The sequence below is a fragment of the Periweissella cryptocerci genome, assembly GCF_004358325.1.
Lineage (GTDB): Bacteria > Bacillota > Bacilli > Lactobacillales > Lactobacillaceae > Periweissella > Periweissella cryptocerci.
The window spans coordinates 1800898-1820664 of record NZ_CP037940.1 but is presented as its reverse complement, the minus strand read 5'-3'; the positions used below and the strand labels follow the sequence as shown (position 1 = coordinate 1820664).

General features: G+C 41.7%; 21 protein-coding genes. 4 read left to right on the top strand and 17 right to left on the bottom strand.

Annotated elements, in window-relative coordinates; all coding sequences use genetic code 11:
• The first annotated feature begins 66 nt into the window (after positions 1-66).
• From EQG49_RS08030 to EQG49_RS08020, 3 genes are read left to right on the top strand one after another with little or no spacing between them, the layout of a single operon-like run.
• Positions 67-1494, top strand: coding sequence for an ABC transporter ATP-binding protein (locus tag EQG49_RS08030; protein WP_133363494.1), 1428 nt, complete (start codon positions 67-69; stop codon positions 1492-1494).
• Positions 1494-2153, top strand: a complete 660-nt coding sequence (locus EQG49_RS08025; protein ID WP_133363493.1) for an energy-coupling factor transporter transmembrane component T family protein — start codon at positions 1494-1496, stop codon at positions 2151-2153. Before EQG49_RS08030 ends, EQG49_RS08025 begins: the two co-directional genes overlap by 1 nt.
• A gap of 45 nt (positions 2154-2198) precedes the next feature.
• Positions 2199-3119, top strand: coding sequence for a magnesium transporter CorA family protein (locus EQG49_RS08020; RefSeq protein WP_133363492.1), 921 nt, complete (start codon positions 2199-2201; stop codon positions 3117-3119).
• A 51-nt stretch (positions 3120-3170) separates the two neighbouring features.
• On the opposite strand, the gene EQG49_RS08015 is transcribed toward EQG49_RS08020, so the two are convergent.
• On the bottom strand, positions 3171-4157 hold the full coding sequence (locus tag EQG49_RS08015) for a ribose-phosphate diphosphokinase (protein ID WP_133363491.1): 987 nt from the start codon (positions 4155-4157) through the stop codon (positions 3171-3173).
• 209 nt (positions 4158-4366) lie between these two features.
• Between EQG49_RS08015 and EQG49_RS08010 the strand changes: the two genes are divergently transcribed.
• Positions 4367-5068 carry a class C sortase gene (locus EQG49_RS08010; protein WP_165964837.1) on the top strand — a complete coding sequence of 234 codons (702 nt, stop codon included), beginning with the start codon at positions 4367-4369 and terminating at the stop codon, positions 5066-5068.
• Positions 5069-5133: 65 nt separating this feature from the next.
• Here EQG49_RS08010 and EQG49_RS08005 read toward each other — a convergent pair whose 3' ends face one another.
• The 16 genes from EQG49_RS08005 to apf all read right to left on the bottom strand — a co-directional run bounded on the left by EQG49_RS08005 (position 5134) and on the right by apf (position 19735).
• A complete protein-coding gene (locus EQG49_RS08005) occupies positions 5134-5580 on the bottom strand; it encodes a MerR family transcriptional regulator (protein ID WP_133363489.1) in 447 nt (148 codons plus the stop codon).
• Positions 5581-5685: 105 nt separating this feature from the next.
• On the bottom strand, positions 5686-6921 hold the full coding sequence (locus EQG49_RS08000) for a D-alanyl-D-alanine carboxypeptidase family protein (protein ID WP_133363488.1): 1236 nt from the start codon (positions 6919-6921) through the stop codon (positions 5686-5688).
• Positions 6922-6938: 17 nt separating this feature from the next.
• Positions 6939-8093, bottom strand: a complete 1155-nt coding sequence (locus tag EQG49_RS07995) for a sensor histidine kinase (RefSeq protein ID WP_133363487.1) — start codon at positions 8091-8093, stop codon at positions 6939-6941.
• Positions 8094-8277: 184 nt separating this feature from the next.
• Positions 8278-8973 carry a response regulator transcription factor CroR gene (gene croR, locus EQG49_RS07990; protein ID WP_133363486.1) on the bottom strand — a complete coding sequence of 232 codons (696 nt, stop codon included), beginning with the start codon at positions 8971-8973 and terminating at the stop codon, positions 8278-8280.
• Between the two features lie 90 nt (positions 8974-9063).
• The gene (locus EQG49_RS07985; protein ID WP_133363485.1) at positions 9064-9825 is read right to left on the bottom strand and encodes a DUF1129 family protein; all 762 of its coding nucleotides are present in this window, start codon (positions 9823-9825) and stop codon (positions 9064-9066) included.
• A 95-nt stretch (positions 9826-9920) separates the two neighbouring features.
• Complete coding sequence (gene ychF / locus EQG49_RS07980; protein WP_133363484.1) at positions 9921-11024, bottom strand: redox-regulated ATPase YchF; 1104 nt, start codon at positions 11022-11024, stop codon at positions 9921-9923.
• A 26-nt stretch (positions 11025-11050) separates the two neighbouring features.
• Positions 11051-11239, bottom strand: coding sequence for a DUF951 domain-containing protein (locus EQG49_RS07975; RefSeq protein ID WP_133363483.1), 189 nt, complete (start codon positions 11237-11239; stop codon positions 11051-11053).
• 12 nt (positions 11240-11251) lie between these two features.
• The gene (locus EQG49_RS07970) at positions 11252-12157 is read right to left on the bottom strand and encodes a ParB/RepB/Spo0J family partition protein (protein WP_133363482.1); all 906 of its coding nucleotides are present in this window, start codon (positions 12155-12157) and stop codon (positions 11252-11254) included.
• Positions 12144-12914, bottom strand: a complete 771-nt coding sequence (locus EQG49_RS07965; RefSeq protein WP_133363481.1) for a ParA family protein — start codon at positions 12912-12914, stop codon at positions 12144-12146. The genes EQG49_RS07970 and EQG49_RS07965 overlap by 14 nt, the downstream gene beginning before the upstream one ends.
• Complete coding sequence (locus EQG49_RS07960) at positions 12915-13466, bottom strand: ParB/RepB/Spo0J family partition protein (RefSeq protein ID WP_165964836.1); 552 nt, start codon at positions 13464-13466, stop codon at positions 12915-12917.
• 44 nt (positions 13467-13510) lie between these two features.
• Complete coding sequence (gene rsmG / locus EQG49_RS07955; RefSeq protein ID WP_133363479.1) at positions 13511-14236, bottom strand: 16S rRNA (guanine(527)-N(7))-methyltransferase RsmG; 726 nt, start codon at positions 14234-14236, stop codon at positions 13511-13513.
• Between the two features lie 284 nt (positions 14237-14520).
• On the bottom strand, positions 14521-14721 hold the full coding sequence (locus tag EQG49_RS07950; protein WP_133363478.1) for a cold-shock protein: 201 nt from the start codon (positions 14719-14721) through the stop codon (positions 14521-14523).
• A gap of 165 nt (positions 14722-14886) precedes the next feature.
• Positions 14887-15795, bottom strand: a complete 909-nt coding sequence (locus EQG49_RS07945) for a cation diffusion facilitator family transporter (protein ID WP_133363477.1) — start codon at positions 15793-15795, stop codon at positions 14887-14889.
• A gap of 856 nt (positions 15796-16651) precedes the next feature.
• Entirely contained in the window at positions 16652-17404 is a 753-nt protein-coding gene (locus EQG49_RS07940; protein WP_133363476.1) for a DUF4811 domain-containing protein, read from the bottom strand.
• Entirely contained in the window at positions 17401-18876 is a 1476-nt protein-coding gene (locus EQG49_RS07935) for an MDR family MFS transporter (protein WP_133363475.1), read from the bottom strand. Before EQG49_RS07935 ends, EQG49_RS07940 begins: the two co-directional genes overlap by 4 nt.
• 274 nt (positions 18877-19150) lie before the next feature.
• Entirely contained in the window at positions 19151-19735 is a 585-nt protein-coding gene (gene apf / locus EQG49_RS07930) for an aggregation-promoting factor (protein ID WP_133364556.1), read from the bottom strand.
• Between the last annotated feature and the right edge of the window lie 32 nt (positions 19736-19767).

Below are 19767 nucleotides of genomic sequence, written 5' to 3'. Positions count from 1 at the left end.
GAAGCTGTTGTTTACAGATTCAAATCTCAGCAGTTCTGAAGCCACGACATTTTTGGAGGGATTACAATGGCCACCTTGACCACACAAAATTTAACATTCACGTATGTTGAAAATCCAGTTGATGGTGTTGTCCCTGCGACGACGCCAACTCTAGCCGATGTCAATCTCACGTTAGCTCCTGGGTCTTTCAATCTACTCAGCGGACCATCTGGCTCAGGTAAGTCAACACTCCTCAAAACGCTGGCTGGCTTATATCCCGAATATGGCGGTAACGTCAGCGGCAAGATACTTGTCGACGAACACCCACTTGATGAATATGCAACTGTAGACCGTGTTCAAAAAATAGGTTTGTTATTTCAAAATCCTAGTGAGCAATTTGCAATGAAAACCCCGTTCAATGAATTAGTGTTTACCCTTGAGAATTTGCAAGTTGAACCTAGTGAAATTAAGGCCCGGGCACTGGCAGCTTTGGAATTTGTCGGCATTACTGATTTACAAGATCGCCAATTAGCGACGCTTTCGGGTGGTGAGGCGCAAAAAGTTGCCTTAGCTATCGTTTTCGTCATGCAAAGTGACATCATTTTACTTGATGAACCATTTGCAAGTGTTGACCCTGAAGCGCGGTTAGCTTTATTAGCCAAGCTCAAGGCCTTGCAATTAGCTGGTCGGACAATTTTAGTTGCCGATCATGATTTGGAGGGGTATGCCGATTTAGTTACCACAGTCTATCAGATTAATAGTACTAATATTCAACAATTAAACGATGCTAGCGCCCTCTTCGCGCAATACCAGCCAACGACCCATGATTTTGCATTACCCATGGGTGAAATAGTTATGCACCTCGATCAAGTTAGCTTTGGCACGAATGACCAAGTTCTTTTTTCAGACGTCGATTTAGAAATTCCTGCCAAGAAAATGACCTTAATTACCGGCCCAAATGGGGTTGGTAAATCAACCTTTTTCATGGCGCTAACACGACTCCACAAGTATCAAGGGAGCATTAGTTATCTTGACCAAAATATTTCCAAGATTAAACTTCCTATATATGCTCGTGAGGTTGCGTTGGTCTTCCAAAATGCAGAAACCCAATATCTAAAAATGACGGTAACCGAAGAATTGGCACTCAGCAAAAAATACAGTCAATTTGCAGACTATTGGACCGATGCCCAAATCGATAGCGTCCTCGCTGACTTAAATCTTTTGGAATTGAAATACCAAGTTGTCTATCGCCTTTCCGGTGGGCAAAAAAAGAAACTCCAAATTCTAAGTATGCTCATTCTCGGAACACCCGTTTTATTATTTGACGAACCACTAGCTGGGCTAGACCTAGCTTCCGTCAAAGTCGTCATGGAATTATTAAAAGCTACTAGCCTTCGCCAAGAGCAAACAATCTTAATGATTAGCCATCAATTAAACGGAGTGCTAGCATATTTTGACCACCACTTAGTTTTCCATGACAAACAATTGACCTTTGAAGGGACGGTAATTGCCTGATGAATGCGAGTTTAAAATTACTGATTGCCTTGGTACTATCGTTAGAAATTTCAGTTACTAAATCAATTAGTTTGAATATTATTTTAGTTGCGTTTAGTTTTGTATACGTTATCTGGCATCGTCCATCTTGGAAACAATTCGCCTACTTATTCTTTATTCCACTTTTACCGGCGTTTGGTTCTTGGTCATCCCTCTATCTCTACGGGACTGGTGACCACATTCACATGGCCTGGGTCATGTTTACACGGATTTTTGCTTATGTTTGGATTGGCGCTTCACTAACCATGACAACGACAACCGATGACTTACTAACTTCGCTTGAACAAAACGCCAAACTCCCTAGCACTTTCGTTTACGGCATGCTCGGGGCTTTTAATTTCATTCCACGAATTGGCCATGAATTAAACACAATTAAGATTTCGGCGCGCATGCGTGGTGAAGTGCTCCACTTCTGGTCACCACAAATTTTCTTCAAAGCCATTTTAACTTCACTAAATTGGTCCACAAACTTATCACAAGCGATGACCTCACACGGATTTGCTGAAGGTGCGCCACGGACACACTACCAGACAATTAAGATTCCTTCTTGGAACTGGCCTGTTAGCTTCGTAATCATCATATCATCGCTAGCCTATCTAATTTTCTCGCCGTTGCGTTAGATTTGGTATACTAGAGGTAATACGTATACGAACGGACAAAATATTATGTTAAAACAACACCAACCATTCCCTAAATTTGAATGGTTTCAAGTGTTTGACGTCACTCCAAGTGAACGCCAAACCTTAATTGATAAATATGGATTAACCGATGAATTAATCTTTTATGCAACCGACCCGAATGAAAGTGCGCGGATGGAATATGATAAGGCGCGCGACATCATGTTGATGATTTTTGATATCGTCACGCCTGATTCAGAACGGGCAGCTACCGAACCAATGGGTATTCTTTTTAAAGACCACAGGTTGTTCACGTTCACGCGGAGTACCACAACTTTTGCTGATCATATTTTGGAAGAACCCAATAACAACCAAGTCCAAGTTGACCACGACCAAATTGAACCTTTGGACATCGTTTTAAATGGTTTATACTCGTTAGCGACTGATTACGTTGGGGCAATTGTTGGGATTAATCGGCGACGTAAAGGCATTCAAGATCGCTTAACTCAATCTAAGTCGATTCAAAAAGAAATCAATTCTTTGCTCGATTTAGAAACGTCTTTGATTTATTTTTTAAATTCCCTACGCTCTGATAAAGTTCTGCTATTAGAATTAAAAAGGCACGAAGCTAATAACCTCACGCTCCTCCAAAGTGAACACATCGATGATATTTTAGTTGAAGTCTCACAAGGGATCGACATGGCGGAAATGGCGCAAGAAGTCATCAACTCCGTTTCGAGTGCCTATTCAAATCTCGTAAATAGTGATTTGAACTGGACCATGAAGTTACTGACGGTTTATTCAATTGTCTTAACCGTGCCCACGATTGTGAGTGGGTTCTATGGTGAAAATGTTGAGTTACCATTCATGCATGCCGACAATGGCTGGATTTACACCATTGGTATTACGGTACTGGGTATGGCACTTGCCTTCATCATTCTCTGGCGCGCCGGCTTCTTTAAAAAATAACAGTTAAAAATCCCGTTCGCTTTGATGTGAACGGGATTTTTAGTGTTGTATTTATTTGTGTGCGCCACGGCGGAAACGATTAGTAAACAATGGTGAAACCGCTTTGTTTTCGTTAATCCGCATAATCGCATCGGCTAGTAAGTCGGCCGCTGAAACTTGGACCAACTTGCTAAACTTCTTATCATCAGGTAATTTAATTGAATCGGTCAAGATAACTTGCTTGAACGCTGAAGCTTCCAACCGTTCAATTGCGGGGCCAGAAAGGACAGCGTGTGTCGCAACAACATAAACTTCATTGGCACCCTCGTCCATAATTTTTTGGGCACCAAGGGTAATTGTACCGGCAGTATCAATCATGTCATCAATCATGATTGCCCGCTTTCCTTTAACATTACCGATGATGTTCATAATCTTGGCAACATTAGCTTTCGGACGACGCTTGTCGATAATTGCAATTGGCGCCTTCAATAATTCGGCCAAAGCACGGGCACGGGTAACACCACCATGATCCGGTGAAACGACCACGGTATTACCATCTTCAGCAATACCAGAACTCAACAAGTAATCAGCTAACAACGGTGCCCCCATCAAGTGATCCATTGGAATATCAAAGAATCCTTGAATTTGGGCAGCGTGGAGGTCCAGCGCAATTACTCGTGTAGCACCAGCTTTTTCCAACATATTTGCAACTAACTTAGCGGTAATTGGTTCGCGAGAACGTGCTTTACGATCTTGACGCGCGTACCCGTAATAAGGCATCACGATGTTAATACTTGCAGCACTCGCGCGACGCAAAGCATCAATCAAAATCAACAACTCCATTAAGTTATCGTTAACTGGGGCTGACGTTGATTGCACAACGTAGACGTTATCCCCACGAATACTTTCTTCGATGTTAATGCGAATTTCACCATCACTAAAGCGATCGACCTTCAACTTCCCTAAATCAACACCAATTGTTTCGGCAATTTTTTCGGCAAGGGGTTGGTTCGCGCTCAATGAAAACAGTTTAAAATTTGGATCCGCGTAAGTACTCATCTCTGTCCTCTACTCCACTTGTTTTTGTCATAATATCATCTACCTTCAATTTTATTAGTTTTCGGGTCAATCTTCAAGCTTCCGCAGCTTTTTCTCACAATTTGTTGGTTTTACCAAAAGATTATCTCAATTTCCATTGATATTCACAATCTATTCAAACTAATTCAGTAAGATAACGATAGGATATAGTTGAAATGGGGGAACTAATCATGAGTAAAAAAAGATGGTTTGTTGTGATCACTTTATTATTTATCGGAATTGGGGTTATGGGATTTCCATACATCAATCGTTTCGTTACCGAGTATAAAATGACACAAGAAGTCCAAAAAATCAAAAAATTTGATAGTAGTACCGCTTACGCTAGCACCAACGCTAAAAAAAAGCACCGCAATGTAGCTCCGGGCTATTTATCAGTGCCAAAACTTGGCATTGAATATCCCATCCATGAGGATTCATCTAAAAAAACTTTAAATGAAGGTGTTGGAATTATCGTAAATCTCGACCGCCCTGGTGATGGGACTGGTTCATTAACCGCCATTCCTGGGCACCGTGGTTGGTGGGGCACGCCAATGTTTCTTAATTTACCACAAATGCAACCAGGCGATGTTTTCACCATATCGTGGCGTGGTGAAAAGTTATATTATCGGGTTTATGAAAATAAAATTTTCTTAGCTAATGAGCTCGACAAAGTTCAACGTTTCGAAAATGAAGAACGGTTGATTCTGGTTACTTGTCATCCCTACGGTAAAAATACGCATCGTTTCCTCGTCTATGCCGACCGCATTAACAACAAAGGTCAAAAAATGGTTGACGTCCGCTCAAAAGCCGACAATAAAAAGCAAAACCTTGCTAATTATCGCAAACCAAGTGATAGTGATGCCGCAGCCGTAGCTAACGCCGGTCAAAAATAGCCTTGTTATAAAGAGTTGCAACTACGAAAAAGGAATGCACCCCAACCGGATGCATTCCTTTTTTGCTAGCTTTTTTCAATTCGATATTCAAACTTATCACCGTTTAAGTCCGCTTTTAGCCGTTCATGCTTAGCTTCGTTAAACCAACCTAAATCAATAGTGACGGCATCATCATGTTTTTCAACATTTTGAATGGATTCACGGACAAATTTGTGGACATATTTGGAAATATCAATATATTCATTTACCTTTGCGACCGCAGTTGCTAACGTATACCCTTCATCAAGGAAATATTTAATCCCGGTGACGCGAGCGTATTGTTGGAAGTGAAAAACACGGGCCGTTTGGTCATCATCACGTTGAATTGACTGAATATAATTTTTCTTTTCCCAATAACGTAATTGGCGGCTTGAAACACCCGTCATTGCACTAAGCTCACCAATTCGGAAGAACATTGCATCCGAATTGAAGACGTGTTTCATCAAATCATTTTTAACCATGTCATTTTCCATGCTTTTCACTTCCTTTCGTATTTTACTACAATCATTGTCATGCAAGTTAACAACGGTGTCAAGTCATATCCGTACTACTTACACAAATATTCAGGCAACCATTTATTAAAAAATTGCCTGAATATCGCGCCACAGTAACTCAAAAAATCCAACGCGTTTTTCCGCGTAACCTGTCACTAATGAATACTGTGGGCGTTTTACTCCGGGTAAATAGCTGACATCGTTTTTAATATCAACGGTGCCGACCCGTTTTTCAGCATTAAACGGTGCGTTAAATTGCTGCGTTTGGTGTGCTGTTGTTTGGATTTTAGCATGTTTTTTAGGTAACCATAGACCAATTGGTTCTTTGACAACTAAGGTAACCTTGCGTTCTTTAGCTGTTTTTACATCAACTTCACGTTGTGGCAACATTGCACCTTGCTCTGTGTACGCTAACTTCGGTAAAGTAGCTGCCAACAACTGATTTGTTTGGATAAACCGCGCTGGATCAGTAGCGGCATTCACACTCCCTGCACCAAAAATTACCGTCACTAAACGACGCTTGGCGTACGTTAGCGATCCCACAAAATTTCCATGCGCCTTAGTTGATGCACCAGTCTTCAGGCCATCAAATTTATACTGCGTTTTGACCTTACCACCAGGTAACAGCCAATTAGTATTCGTCAATGTGGTTTTACCAAAGCGCGCCGTTTGTAGTTGGGTGGTGTTTAACACAGTCGGATATTCATTAACCAAGTGACGCGCGATAATCGCCATATCAGCCACGCTCAACATGTTTTCAGACTGTCGATTACCACCAACCGCATCTGAATAAACTTGATTATTCTTTAACCCAGCGGCTCCGTAAATTTGGGCGGTTTTAATTCCCCATTCATTGAGCTGCTTTTGCATCAACTCGACAAAATCTGCTTGGCTACCACTGACCGCTTGCCCTAATGCCATCGCTGCCGCATTGGCTGAATCTAATAATGCCGCGCGGTACAAAGCCGACACCGTATATGAGCGCCCCGCAGTTAGCGGAACATTAGTTAATTCAGGTTCGATACTGACTTTAGCAATATTCGGCGTAATTTTAACCCGCGTATTCCACGATAATTTGCCATTCTGAATCGCTTGGTGAACTAAGTAAACTGTCAGCAATTTTGACGTTGAGGCCGCTGGCAATAAAGTATCCGGGTTCTGTTCACTCAAAACTTGACCACTTTTGGCATCAACGACAATGGCACCTTTCGCTTGAACGTGTGGGTTAATTACTGCCGCATTGGCATTAGCTGGTATCAACGTCAGTAAGCTAATGCTAGCAATTACGACGGTAAGCCCCCATTTAATTCTTGATATCATTTCCGCCCCCTAGTTGTTTAATTCGGCTGCTCAATTGGTTCGCGTGGTGCTTGTTTTATTGGCAAATTAATAATGAATGCGGTAAGTTCATCATCAGAAGTAACATGAATGTCACCACGATGCGCATCAACAACCCCACTCGCAATAGCTAAGCCTAAACCAGTTCCACCAGTCTGAGTTGAGCGCGAGCCTTCCACCCGGTAAAAGCGATCAAATAAATGTTCAACCGAATCCGCTGGAATTTTTGACCCATCATTAGTAACGCGAATTTCAACATCGCCTTGCCGTAAACGCGCAGTTAGTTTAATGAAACTGGCACCATCGCCATATTTTAAACCATTCTGAATTAAATTCATAAATAAACGTGCTAATTTTTCTGAATCAGCCTGAATCATAATATCATCAGGATTCGTCATCGCCGAAATCATTAAGTTTTTTTGCTTCGCTTCCAATTCAAAACTGGCCGCTAATTGTTCGAGCATATCACTCAAATTAATTTCTTGAAAATTCAGCCGCATGTCTAATTGTTGGACTTGTGCGAACTCAAATAAATCTTCCACCAATGATTTCATTTGTGTAGCTTTCGCATAAGCCGTGTGCGTATACTTTTTTATCAACTCTGGTGATAATGGTGCAACACTATTTTCGACTAACCCAAGATAACCAATAATTGATGTCAACGGGGTGCGTAAATCATGAGAAACGTTCGTAATCATTTCATCCTTGGAACGTTCAATCGCCCGTTCATCATCGCGCGCCCGAATCTGTGCATCAACTAACGCATTCACGCTGTCGATAATAGGCTGCAAGTTCTTGCCCAACCGATAAGGCACCCGGTGTTTAAAATGCCCGTCAGCGATGTAGTGTAGCTCATTAATGATGTGTTTCATTTGATAGAGGTGGTAACGGCGCACTAATCGCCAAATCAAGACCGTTAAATCTAGTGCCACCGCTAATCCCATCCCAATCCACTGATAACTCCAGATTTTCCACTGATGGGGACCAATCACTAAACTACTTTTAATCTCAAAAATCCCGTTTTGCAAACCTGGATTGTGATGAATATAATTCGTAATGATTGTCAGTAACGACCAATCCAATAATAACAATAGCCCAGCTGTCACCACGCCTTCAAAAATCAAGAGCCAGCGTTCTTTCCCAGTTAATTTCACGTTTTCACCTACTTGCCTACTAATTTTAATTCTACTTACAAAAAAAGGCGGCTGGGACATAACTTGTCCAGCTTGCAAGATAAGCCCGATTTCTCCTTATTGAATAAGGCAGAAATCGGGCTTATTAACGTGTGACAAATGGCTACAAACCACCTTTTGTCACACTTCCTTTTTATCATCCATTTTAGCGTGAGCTTTCAATCTTATAGCCGACGCCCCATACTGTTTGAATAACTTGGTCACCATTTGTCGCTTCTTCAATCTTGTCACGTAAGTGTGATACGTGCACCATAACAGTCTTGGCAGACACAACAGATTCTTGTTGCCAGACACGTTCAAAGATATCATCAGCAGAGAAAACGCGGTTCGGGTGACTTGCAAGCAAGTACAAAATCCCAAACTCTAAAGCTGTTAGCGCGATGGGATCCCCTTCAGCGGTTTTCACTTCGTGCGAATCCTTGTTAATTACTAATGAGCCAATATCCAAAATATCTGGTGTCACATCTTGAACTTGGTTTTCAGCCCGGCGGAGTAATGACTTAACACGTGCCATTACTTCAAGGGGGTTAAAAGGCTTGGTAACATAGTCATCAGCCCCTGTAATTAAGCCTTGAATCTTGTCCATATCAGTTGATTTGGCCGATAACATCAAGATAGGAATCTGTGAGTCCTTACGCACTTCCTTCACAACTTCCATCCCGCTCATTTCAGGCATCATAATGTCTAAAATCATCAAAGCAATTTCTGGGTTAGTGTGTAGTTTTGATAAAGCATCACGCCCATCATATGAAATCAATGGTTCGTAGCCTTCATTTTTGATGTAAATTTCGAGTAATTCAGCAATTTCTCGGTCGTCATCAACTACTAAAATTTTAGTCATGTTCTACTCCTCGATTAGCGTGCTTTCACCTGCTTGTGACCACAAACTGTCACTGCAAGAAAGCCTTACTGATTCTAAACCTCTCGCCAATTATTTCTTGACGTTATTTGATGGACCGCCGAACATCCCACCAGAAATACCTGTAACCCGGCGTTCTAAGATAAACCCGACAAAGGCAATTACTGCTAAGATGATATAAACGAACCCTGGCAAGCCTGGGTTGAGGGCCTTTGGAATAACCGTAAATGACACTCCGTAGAAGGCCATCCAGATAAGCACGGCCAAAATCGTAATCACAATTCTGAACCAAATTGGCTTTCTATTATCAGGATTAGCTGGTGCCAAAATTCCTTGAATGTAAGCGAAGATTAATCCACCAGAAATGGCAGTTAACAATAACCCGACAATCCCATAAGTAGCACCAGTATTGCCTTTGGCAGTCATCATTGAAATCCCAAAGACTAAGCTAAACATTGCAAAGAACATCAAAGCTGTATCAATTGCATTAGGCCAGAAACCTTTGTTATTACCGCTCAACCCTTGACGCTTAGGTTGATTAATTGAAGCAGCTTTTTCTGAAGCTGTTCCATATAATTGCTTGGCTGTTTTGCCGGCCTTTTGACCAGCCTTTAATTCTTCAACGACTTCTTCTAATGCAACCCGCTTGTCACCACCAACCATGCCGCTAGCATCAAGGTGTTTATTCAATTGGAACATGAAATCTTCATTACGCTTTGTTAAACCAAGGTTACCAAAGCCTGAAATATTTTTGCCAGTTGTTTCTGAAACATCACCATGATGTTCTTGCACCACGTTAGCATTACGTGGCTGCTTATTTTCTTCTTCTGTCATTGTTTGATACCCTATTTTCGTTTTTATTTTACTTTTTGCTCGCACTCCACCGATTGCTTATGCACCGACTTTTAAAACGAGCTTGCACTTACAAATTAGACATTAAATAAGAATTCAATGATATCGCCATCTTGAACTACGTATTCTTTACCTTCAGAACGACGACGACCGGCTTCACGCACGGCTTTGACTGAGCCATATTGGTCTAAATCGTCAAAGGCAATTGTTTCGGCACGAATGAAGCCACGTTCAAAGTCTGAGTGAATTACACCGGCAACTTGGGGTGCCTTCACACCGGCCTTAAAAGTCCAAGCGCGGGTTTCTTTACCACCAGCGGTGAAGAACGTCCGTAATTCCAACAAGTGGTACGCTGCGCGAATCAACTTGTTCAAACCAGGTTCAGTCACACCTGCCATCGTCAAGAATTCTTCCTTGTCAGCGTCATCTAATTCGGCAATTTCTTCTTCTGCACGCGCTGATAAACCAATAACTTCAGCCCCTTCAGTTGCAGCAAAGTCTTGAATTTGTTTGAAGTACTTAGAAGCTTCTGGATCGCTCATGTCTTCTTCAGCAATGTTAGCCACATAAAGGACTGGCTTTGAGCTCAACAAGAACAAGCCACGGACAACTTTTTGTTCGTCATCATTGAATTCAATTGTCCGGACTGACTTACCAGCTTCAAGGACTGGCTTAATCTTTTGCAAGACTGCAAATTCTTCTTGCGCATCCTTGTCTTTAGGCGTCTTAGCGGCCTTTTCAACCTTAGGCAACCGCTTATCAACTGCATCCAAATCAGCTAAGACCAATTCAGTGTTAATGGTATCGATATCATCAAGTGGATCGATTACACCGTTCACGTGGGTGATTTCATTATCATCAAACGCGCGGACAACGTGCACGATAGCATTAACTTGACGGATGTTTTCCAAGAACTTGTTCCCAAGACCTTCACCCTTTGAAGCGCCTTTAACAATTCCGGCAATATCCGTAAATTCAAACGTTGTTGGCACAATTTTATCGGCTGGTTCAATTTCTTGAATCCGTGCTAAACGGTCGTCTGGCACTTCTACCATCCCGACGTTTGGTTCAATCGTTGCAAATGGGTAGTTCGCCATTTCTGCTCCGGCTTTAGTAATTGCGTTAAATAGTGTTGACTTACCAACGTTTGGAAGCCCAACAATCCCTGCTGTTAATGCCATTTTTTATAATCTTCTTTCTTCGCTTATTAATCGGTTTCGGCTTGACGCAAAACACGTTTTAATCTTTTATCAAAATCGTGGCGAGACAACATTACCATGTGTCCACACCCTTCACACTTTAATTTAATATCTGCGCCCACTCGTAGAATTAACCAAGCGTTCGCACCACACGCATGGGGCTTTTTCATTTCGACAACATCGCGGACTGCATACATATGCTTTACCTCTTAGTCTAAATTGATATTTAACACTTCAAGAATGCGGGTTAAATCATCGTTGGACAAGTAGTTGATTTCAATCTTCCCTTGGCCTTTTTCGTTAGCTTTAACTGCAACTTTAGTCCCAAATTTTTCTTCAAGCTTGTCTTGGGTCGCCCGGACAAACGGACTGACTTTAGCTTTGGTTACTTTAGGTGCTTCGTCCTTAGTAGCAGCATCGCCGTTGGTTTGGCTGACGATTTCTTCAAGTTGACGAACCGTCAAACCAGGGTTAACTGCACGCAATGCAAGGGCGTTAATTTTAGTTTTGTCTTTCAAACCAAGTAACGTCCGTGCTTGCCCCATTGATAAATCACCGGCTTGCAAGAGTTCCTTAACATCAGCTGATAAGGTTAACAAACGTAGATAGTTAGCGATAAATGGCCGTGACTTTCCAAGGCGCTTAGCCACTTGAGCTTGCGTCAAATTAAGTTTGTCCATCAAAGTTTGATAGGCCTGTGCTTCTTCCAATGGTGATAGATCTTCACGTTGTAAATTTTCAACAACCGCAATTTCCATCATTTGATTATCATTAATATCGCGAATAATTGCCGGAATATTCTTCAAATCAGCCATTTGGGATGCCCGAAAACGGCGTTCCCCTGCGAGAATTTCATAGCGCTTCAACTTACGATCTGGTTGTCGCACAATAATGGGTTGAAAGACCCCTTCATTTTTAATTGATTCAGCTAAGTCTTTTAAGGCCGCATCATCAAAGGTTTTCCGTGGTTGATATGGGTTTGGTCGGATTTCATCGAGTTGAATCTTATGAATCTTTTCAGAGTTCAAATCTTCAATATCGACATCCACATTGTTACTGGCCATTAAAGCGCCTAAGCCGTTACCGAGAATACTTTTCTTTTTAGAAGTCGCCATGAGCCGCTAAGACCTCCTTCGCTAATGCTGTGTACACTTCAGCACCCTTTGAACGCGCATCGTAATCCGTGATAGCTAATCCATGTGATGGTGCTTCTGCTAGCCGTACATTGCGTGGAATGAATGTTTTGTAGACTTGTTCACCAAAGTAATTACGAACTTCTGTCGTAACTTCTTGGCCCAAGTTTGTCCGTGGATCAGTCATCGTTAGTAAAACTCCTTCAATCTTCAAATCGGGATTGAAGTGTTTTTGTACTAACTTAATCGTATTTAACAATTGGCCCAAACCTTCGAGCGCATAGTATTCGCTTTGTACGGGAATCAAGATTGAATCGGCAGCCGTGAAAGCATTGATTGTAATAATCCCTAACGAAGGTGGATTATCAACGAGAATGTAGTCGTATTGATCACGAATCGAATCAATCGCATCCTTCAAGCGCATTTCACGCGCCATTTGCGGTGCCAATTCAATTTCTGCTCCTGAGAGTTGGATGGTTGCTGGCACAACATCTAAGCCATCGTGTGATGATGGTAAGATGGTTTCTTCAATTGGCACTTCGTTAACTAAGACATCATAGATATCTTGTTCAATTAATGACTTTTGAATCCCAGTTCCACTAGTCGCGTTCCCTTGGGCATCAATATCAACTAGTAATACTTTCTTACCTGCCGATGCGATTGCTGCACCAAGATTAACACTGGTGGTCGTCTTACCAACGCCACCTTTTTGATTTGCAATTGCAATTACATGTGCCATTTATGCTTTCCTTTCCGTTTGTTCTGCTTTAACTAACCTCAGGGTTACCTGATAGTTTGTGTCCTTGTTATCTTCTTCAAGTTCAACTAAGACACCTTGCTTTTTTAAGATTGCTAGCCCGTCTTTTAAGAAGGCTTGTAATAAATTACGTTGCGCCACTACATCAAGTTGTTGTACTTGCAACTCTTTGACGATGATTTCCGTTTCCTTGACTGTTAACCCGGTGTGGATAATTTTATGCACAACCTTAGCTTGATTACGTTTATCAAGTTTTAGCAATGCGCGTCCATGCCGCTCAGTCATTTCACCTTTACGGATTGCGTCTTTAGCCGGTTCACCTAGCTTAAGTAACCGTAGTTTATTGGCAATAGTTGCTTGGGATTTACCTAACTCGTTCGCCAACACTGCTTGGGTGTAATCAGAAACTTGCATTAATGTTTGATATTCATTAGCTTCTTCAATCACTGAAATTTCGGCATTTTGCAGTTGCTTAACCAAAGCCGCAATGCGCTGATCAATTTCTGTTTCAGTTAATTTATTTTCTTGTCGCACTGCTTTAACCAACCTTTCTCTCAGTAATTTTGTTGCCGTTTTGCTTATTCACCCAAGGCTTCTTTATTCGGTGTTCCAGGTTTACGTGGGTATTTACCTGGTGTGGTTTTAATTTTTTTAACTACGTCAATTTCACGTGGATCGCCATTTGGTAACTCAAATGCGTGCGTTGATTCAACTTCACCGCCGAGTGTCTTGAGTGCAAACTCAGCCTTGGCCAATTCAACTTGTGCGCCTGATCCCTTCATCGCTACCAAGTACCCACCAACCTTAAGGAGGGGCAATGTTAATTCACTTAACACCGTCATCCGTGCCACGGCGCGTGCTGTTACCACATCAAACTCAGCCCGGTGTGGTGATTTCTTACCACCAAACGTTTCAGCTCGGTCGTGATAGAAAGCAACACCATCTAATTTTAAAGTTGCGGCTAAATCATTCAAAAAGCCAATGCGTTTTTGTAATGAATCGACAATCCCAACTTGTAGTTGTGGGAAAACGATTTTCATGGGGATTGATGGGAACCCTGCACCCGCACCAACATCCAAAATCTTTAATGGTTCTGTTTGGATAGCTGGGAAATAAAAGGCAGCCGTTAAAGAATCATAGAAGTGCTTTAAATAGACTTCTTCTTTATCAGTGATTGCCGTCAAATTGAACTTTTCATTCGTTGCGACTAACAGTTCATAGTAGTCAGCAAATTGCTGTAATTGATAATCAGATAGCTTGATTCCATGTTCTGCTAATGCAGCGACAAATTGTTCTTCGTTCATGAGTTTCCTCCGGATTTTCGTGGAACATTCGAGTAGTTTCACATATAACAATAATACCGCAAAGTAGTTTTTTTCTCAAACGGAAGTTCCCTTTTTCGGGAAATATTGCTAATATTTTCTAATCCCTTAGCAAATCTATTTATTTTCAAATTCAAGCGCTTGTCTTTGCCTCTGCTACGGTAGTTCCGCTTGCTTTCACTCCCTTAATAAAAAAATATGTACTAAAAAATCCCAACCGGCAAAATATGCCAGCTGGGATTTTCAAAGACTATTATTAGCTAAGATTAGTTCTTAGTAATGTTAGTAGCTTGTGGGCCGCGATCTGAACTTTCAACTTCGAAAGAAACTGATTGACCTTCATCAAGAGTCTTGAAACCGTCACCTTGGATAGCTGAGAAGTGTGCGAACACATCTTCACCGTTTTCACGAGTGATAAAACCGAAACCCTTGTCGGCGTTAAACCATTTAACTGTACCTTGTTCCATGATATGAATCTCCTTGTAAATGCGCCAATTAAGGCATGTGATTTTAACGTAACTGATTGGTGTAACTGGAGATATTTCTCAAGATTGATGAAACAAGACCTGTTTTTCCAAACCAAACTACAAGATGTATTATAACATGCTAAAAATAAAAAGGCTATGTTAGTCTTAAATCTGTTCTTCTTCGTCAATCATTCCTTCTTGTTCACCACGATGAACTTCGGCCTGAATAGTCACGTGTTTGATGTCATACTTTTCCATCAGCAAGCGGTTAATTTCATCGTAAATCACTTCGGCGTCACTCAAAAGCATGTCTTGCAAATTTACGTGTAGTGAAAACATCACCGCTTCTTCATCGACTTGCCAAGCGTGATAGTGGTGTGATCCCATTACGCCTGGAATAACATCAATATCAGCTTGAATGGCACAAAAATCCAAATCTGGTGTCGCTTGCATCAAAATCTTGACAGTTTGCTTTACTACGGGCCAAACTTCCTTGAGGATATAGGCCATAACTAGCAACGTCACCAATGGATCCAACCACACCCAATTAAAGAGTGCAATCAGAACCCCAGCGACAATCACGCCAACTGATGACAATGCATCACTCAAAATATGCAAAAATGTTGCGCGCTGATTCAAATTATGTTCGCTACCACCCTTTAAGAGGAGGGCAGAAGCTACATTTGCAATTAATCCAACTACCGCCACTATCAACATTAAATCTGCGTTCAATGGACTCGGATGCCAAAAGCGTTCAATGGCTTCGATGATTAGAAAAATCGACAAACCAACTAAGAAAATGGCATTAATAAACGCTGCTAAAATTTGGGCGCGTTTATATCCATAAGTTTGCTTGACATTCTGTCCGCGCAAACTAATTTTGAACGCAATGTAACCTAATACAATCGCCAAGGAATCGCCCAAATTGTGAAAAGCATCTGACAAGAGTGCTAGACTCCCTGACAGCACACCACCAATAATTTCAACCGCCGTAATCACCAAATTCAATATCGTGACCGTGAAGAATTTCTTCCCCGTCATCTCTGTTCCGGTACCATGTTCATGTTCTTGCATTTTGCATGTCCCCCTTTCACCTTAATTTCATTACTTCTATCATGCCACAAATTTGAATTTCGCTCCACGAATCAATAATAAGTGAATGGTTAACTATCATAATTTTGTTATTTTATTGCCACTCCGTACCACTGCGGCCTGTGGTTGGTAATTTTTTTCGCTGTCTGAGAATTATTCCTAACTAACGAAGTGCCGGCAAATTGCTTGGCGGGCGCAGCCTTTACACCGCGACTGGGGTGAGATGTGTGTAACACATATCGCCGCTGAGGATGAGATGAGGAGTCTTAGGAATTTATTCCTTAGAGTCCCAGCTTATCCGAACCTCTCAAGACCGCCCTTTGGCTTGGGAGGCCGCTTCCAGCGTGGTGCGCCAAGTAATGGCTAAAATTTTTCTAGCGTGGAATTTTGATATGTGTCTCAGATTGATTCCCACTACGTGTCTGGAACCAGTCTCTTCGTTAGTTTAAGCAGGCAGTCTGACTAGTAATATGCCGTGATCCTTATCGCTGCAAGTTTAGCGGTAATCAATAATTCCACGCTTATCTAGCGGAGTGACTGAAAATCACTTTGTGGCCGACAGGCTTTACACCGAAATGGGACGAACTTGACACCACGTGTCGAGTTTGTCGCTGAGGGTAGATGAGCAGTCTTTTGGCTTTAGCCATTAGACTGCCAGCTATCCCGAATTGCCCAAGACCGCCCTTTGGCTTGGGCATGTGCTTCCATCTCGGTGCACAATGTGATTTTCTGGCACGCAGTGGCATCATACATCTCATCCCATTTTATAAATCCCACCTCAGACGAAAAAAGGTCGCAAAATTAATTGCGACCTTCCTTTATTTGAGCTTATTTAGAATTACTTATCAGCTTTTTGGGCTGCATCGATAGCTTGTTTAATTGCCATCGTTTGGAATTCTTGGGTAGCTTGCTTAACTAAAGCTGCTTGACGACTTGGTGATGTGGCCATAGTTGGATCAGCCATCATCGCAGCTTTCATCTTGCCTTCAATATAAGCTTTCGCAGCTGCTTTTTGTTCAGCTTGTTGCGCTTTTGAAGGGTTTTGCATTTCTTTAGCGAGCTTCTTAGCTGCCTTAACACTCAACTTCGCCCAAGCTTCCTTAGGGATATTGAACGTGTTGACACGCTTAACAACTTCCTTGTCGTTACCACCAATACCAAACAAGAACTTGTCTAAAGAACGTTTGTATTCGTAACGAGTAGTTTTAACTTCAAGCGTTGCTGTATCAGAATCAACAAGCTTAACCTTATTCGTTGTCTTACCATCCGTTTGGGTGTGACTAGGTTTCTTATCCTTCTTGGCAGCTTTATAAATGTACACATTATCGTGACCATTCGTCCCAATAGGTTGGTACAAAAGCATGCTAATTGGTGATTTACTGTCACCAGCTGAATAAATTACAGTTTGCTTTTCAGTCGTTACTTTCGTCATACCTAAGTGGCTATGGTCATTTTCCACTAACATGAACAATGAACCCACCAAAAGAATAAAGGCGATAAATGACAAAACATAACTAACAAAACGATTGTAGATCAACACGAAGAAGATGAAGAACAAAATCGCACTAATTATTACTAAAGTTAAAATCATTTGTTCTTACCTCCTCGTACTAAGACTTGACTCTTATGACGGTGGCCTTCAAGTGTAAATGCGACAATCAAGCCGACAATCGCAAAACCAATTGCCAACCAGAAGGCGGCGTGATAACCACTCAAGGCGGCGTTCAATGCATCACGACCGTATTGTAATGGTTCAGCTTTTAACAACTTGTGCGCTGGCATGTTTGTCTTAACAACATTAGATAAAACAGAAATCATAACTGCAGTACCCATTGATGATGCAACTTGACGCGCCGTGTTATTTACGGCGGTCCCGTGGGCAATCATTTCGCCTGACAAGGCTGCCATCCCAGCAGTCGTTACTGGCATCATAACCATCGCAATACCAAACATCCGCACAGCATACAAGACTGTCACGTTAATAACAGGTGTACCAACTGTAAGGAATGTGAATGGTACTGTCCCAACTGTCAAAAGAATCAAACCAGTAATCGCCAACTTCTTAGCACCGATTTTATCGTAAATTTGACCAGTGATAGGTGACATAACACCCATCATTAATGCCCCAGCTAACAATGTTAACCCAGCGTGGAATGGTGTCATCCCGCGAACAGTTTGCAAGTATTGTGGGATAACCATTTCGGCACCAATCATCGCCATCATTACTAATGAAGCTAAAATTGTTGTAATTGTAAATTGCTTGTTTTTGAAAACACGTAATTCCAATAATGGCTTTTCAAGCTTAAGTTGACGCCAAACGAAGAGGGCAATGAAAATTACACCGATTACCAATGGTGCGATTACGTGTGCAATGTCGCCCCAGCCTTCGCCAGAAACTTCAGAGAATCCATACAACATCCCACCGAAACCAATTGTTGATAATCCAACTGATAAGAAGTCCAATGGTTCTTTTTTAGTGTGAATAACAGGTTTCATAAAGAAAAGACCTGCAATCAACACAAGTGCAATGATTGGAATCATAATTCCAAACAAAGTTTGCCACTTGTAGTTATCTAAAATCCAACCAGAAAGCGTAGGTCCCATGGCTGGTGCTAACCCAATAACTAACCCGGCCATCCCCATGGCTGCACCACGGTTGTTAGCTGGGAAGATTGAAAGCATGATAACTTGCAATAATGGCATCGCAACCCCAACAGCCAACGCTTGAATCAAACGTCCCGTTAATAATTGCGCAAAGGTTGATGAGGTGAATGCTGTAACTGTCCCAATCAAGAAGACAAACATTGCACCCAAGTACAACCATTTTGTATTAAAGCGATTACTCATCCAGGCTGAGACTGGAATCATAATCCCGTTCACCAACATGAATCCGGTGGTTAACCATTGAACGGTCCCTAATGATTCGTGTAATGACTTCATTAAGGTTGGTAAGGCGGTTGCTAAGACTGTTTGGTTAAGGACGGTAACGAATGTCCCAATCAACAGCACGGCAATCAACAAACCACGGTTAAATGGCTTACCGTTTGCATCTACTGCTTGCATATGTTTATCTCCTTTTATTTTCCATATAATAATTTAGTTTACTTATTTTTAGTACGATTACCTATATTAGTCCGCCTAACATTCTTTGTCAACTTATTTGACATTGATTTTCAAATGAACGCGTTTTCATTGTCCAAATCAGTCAATTTCTTACAGTTAGGTTAACATATCCTGTTTTATTAAATTGGATACAAGTCGCATCAAAAGCTTGAACATTGTACGAAAAAAGCTACCAGAATCTCCCGGTAGCTCGCTTTTCTATTATCGGTCTATTTTAGTACCAACCATTGGCCATCCAGTGCGCTTTAGCACCTTCCCATGAACCATAACGGCTAGTTACATATTGATCAGCAACACGTTCTTGGTTAGCGGCTGAGTAGTCACCGTGCAAGTATGATGATGATAATTGGTACTTACCTACGTATTGACCATTACGGGCACCGTAGTTACCACCAGATTCGCGGTTAGCAATCCATGCCTTAGCAGAAGATTGTGAACCTTGGTAACCAGTAGAAGTGCTCTTGGTTGCCGTAGTGTCCTTAACTGTTGCTTGCTTTACAGGAGCCACTTGTTCTTGGGCTGAAGCTTGCTTAGTTGTTGCTTGGTTGTTGTTTGTTGATTGGTTAGTGTTGCTTGAAGTAGGTACAGTTAATTGTTCATTAACAAAGATTAAGTTAGTGTTGTCCATCTTGTTAGCTGCAGCAATTGCAGCAACCGTGGTGTTGTTCTTAACAGCAATTGCTGAAACTGAATCACCAGGTTGAACTGTAACTGTTGTATCAGCACTCGCAACAACCCCCGTTGTTACTAAAGCTGCGATTAAACCAGTTGCTGATAAAATTGTATTCTTGACGTTCATCATATTTTCTAAATCTCCTCTTTACGGATCTA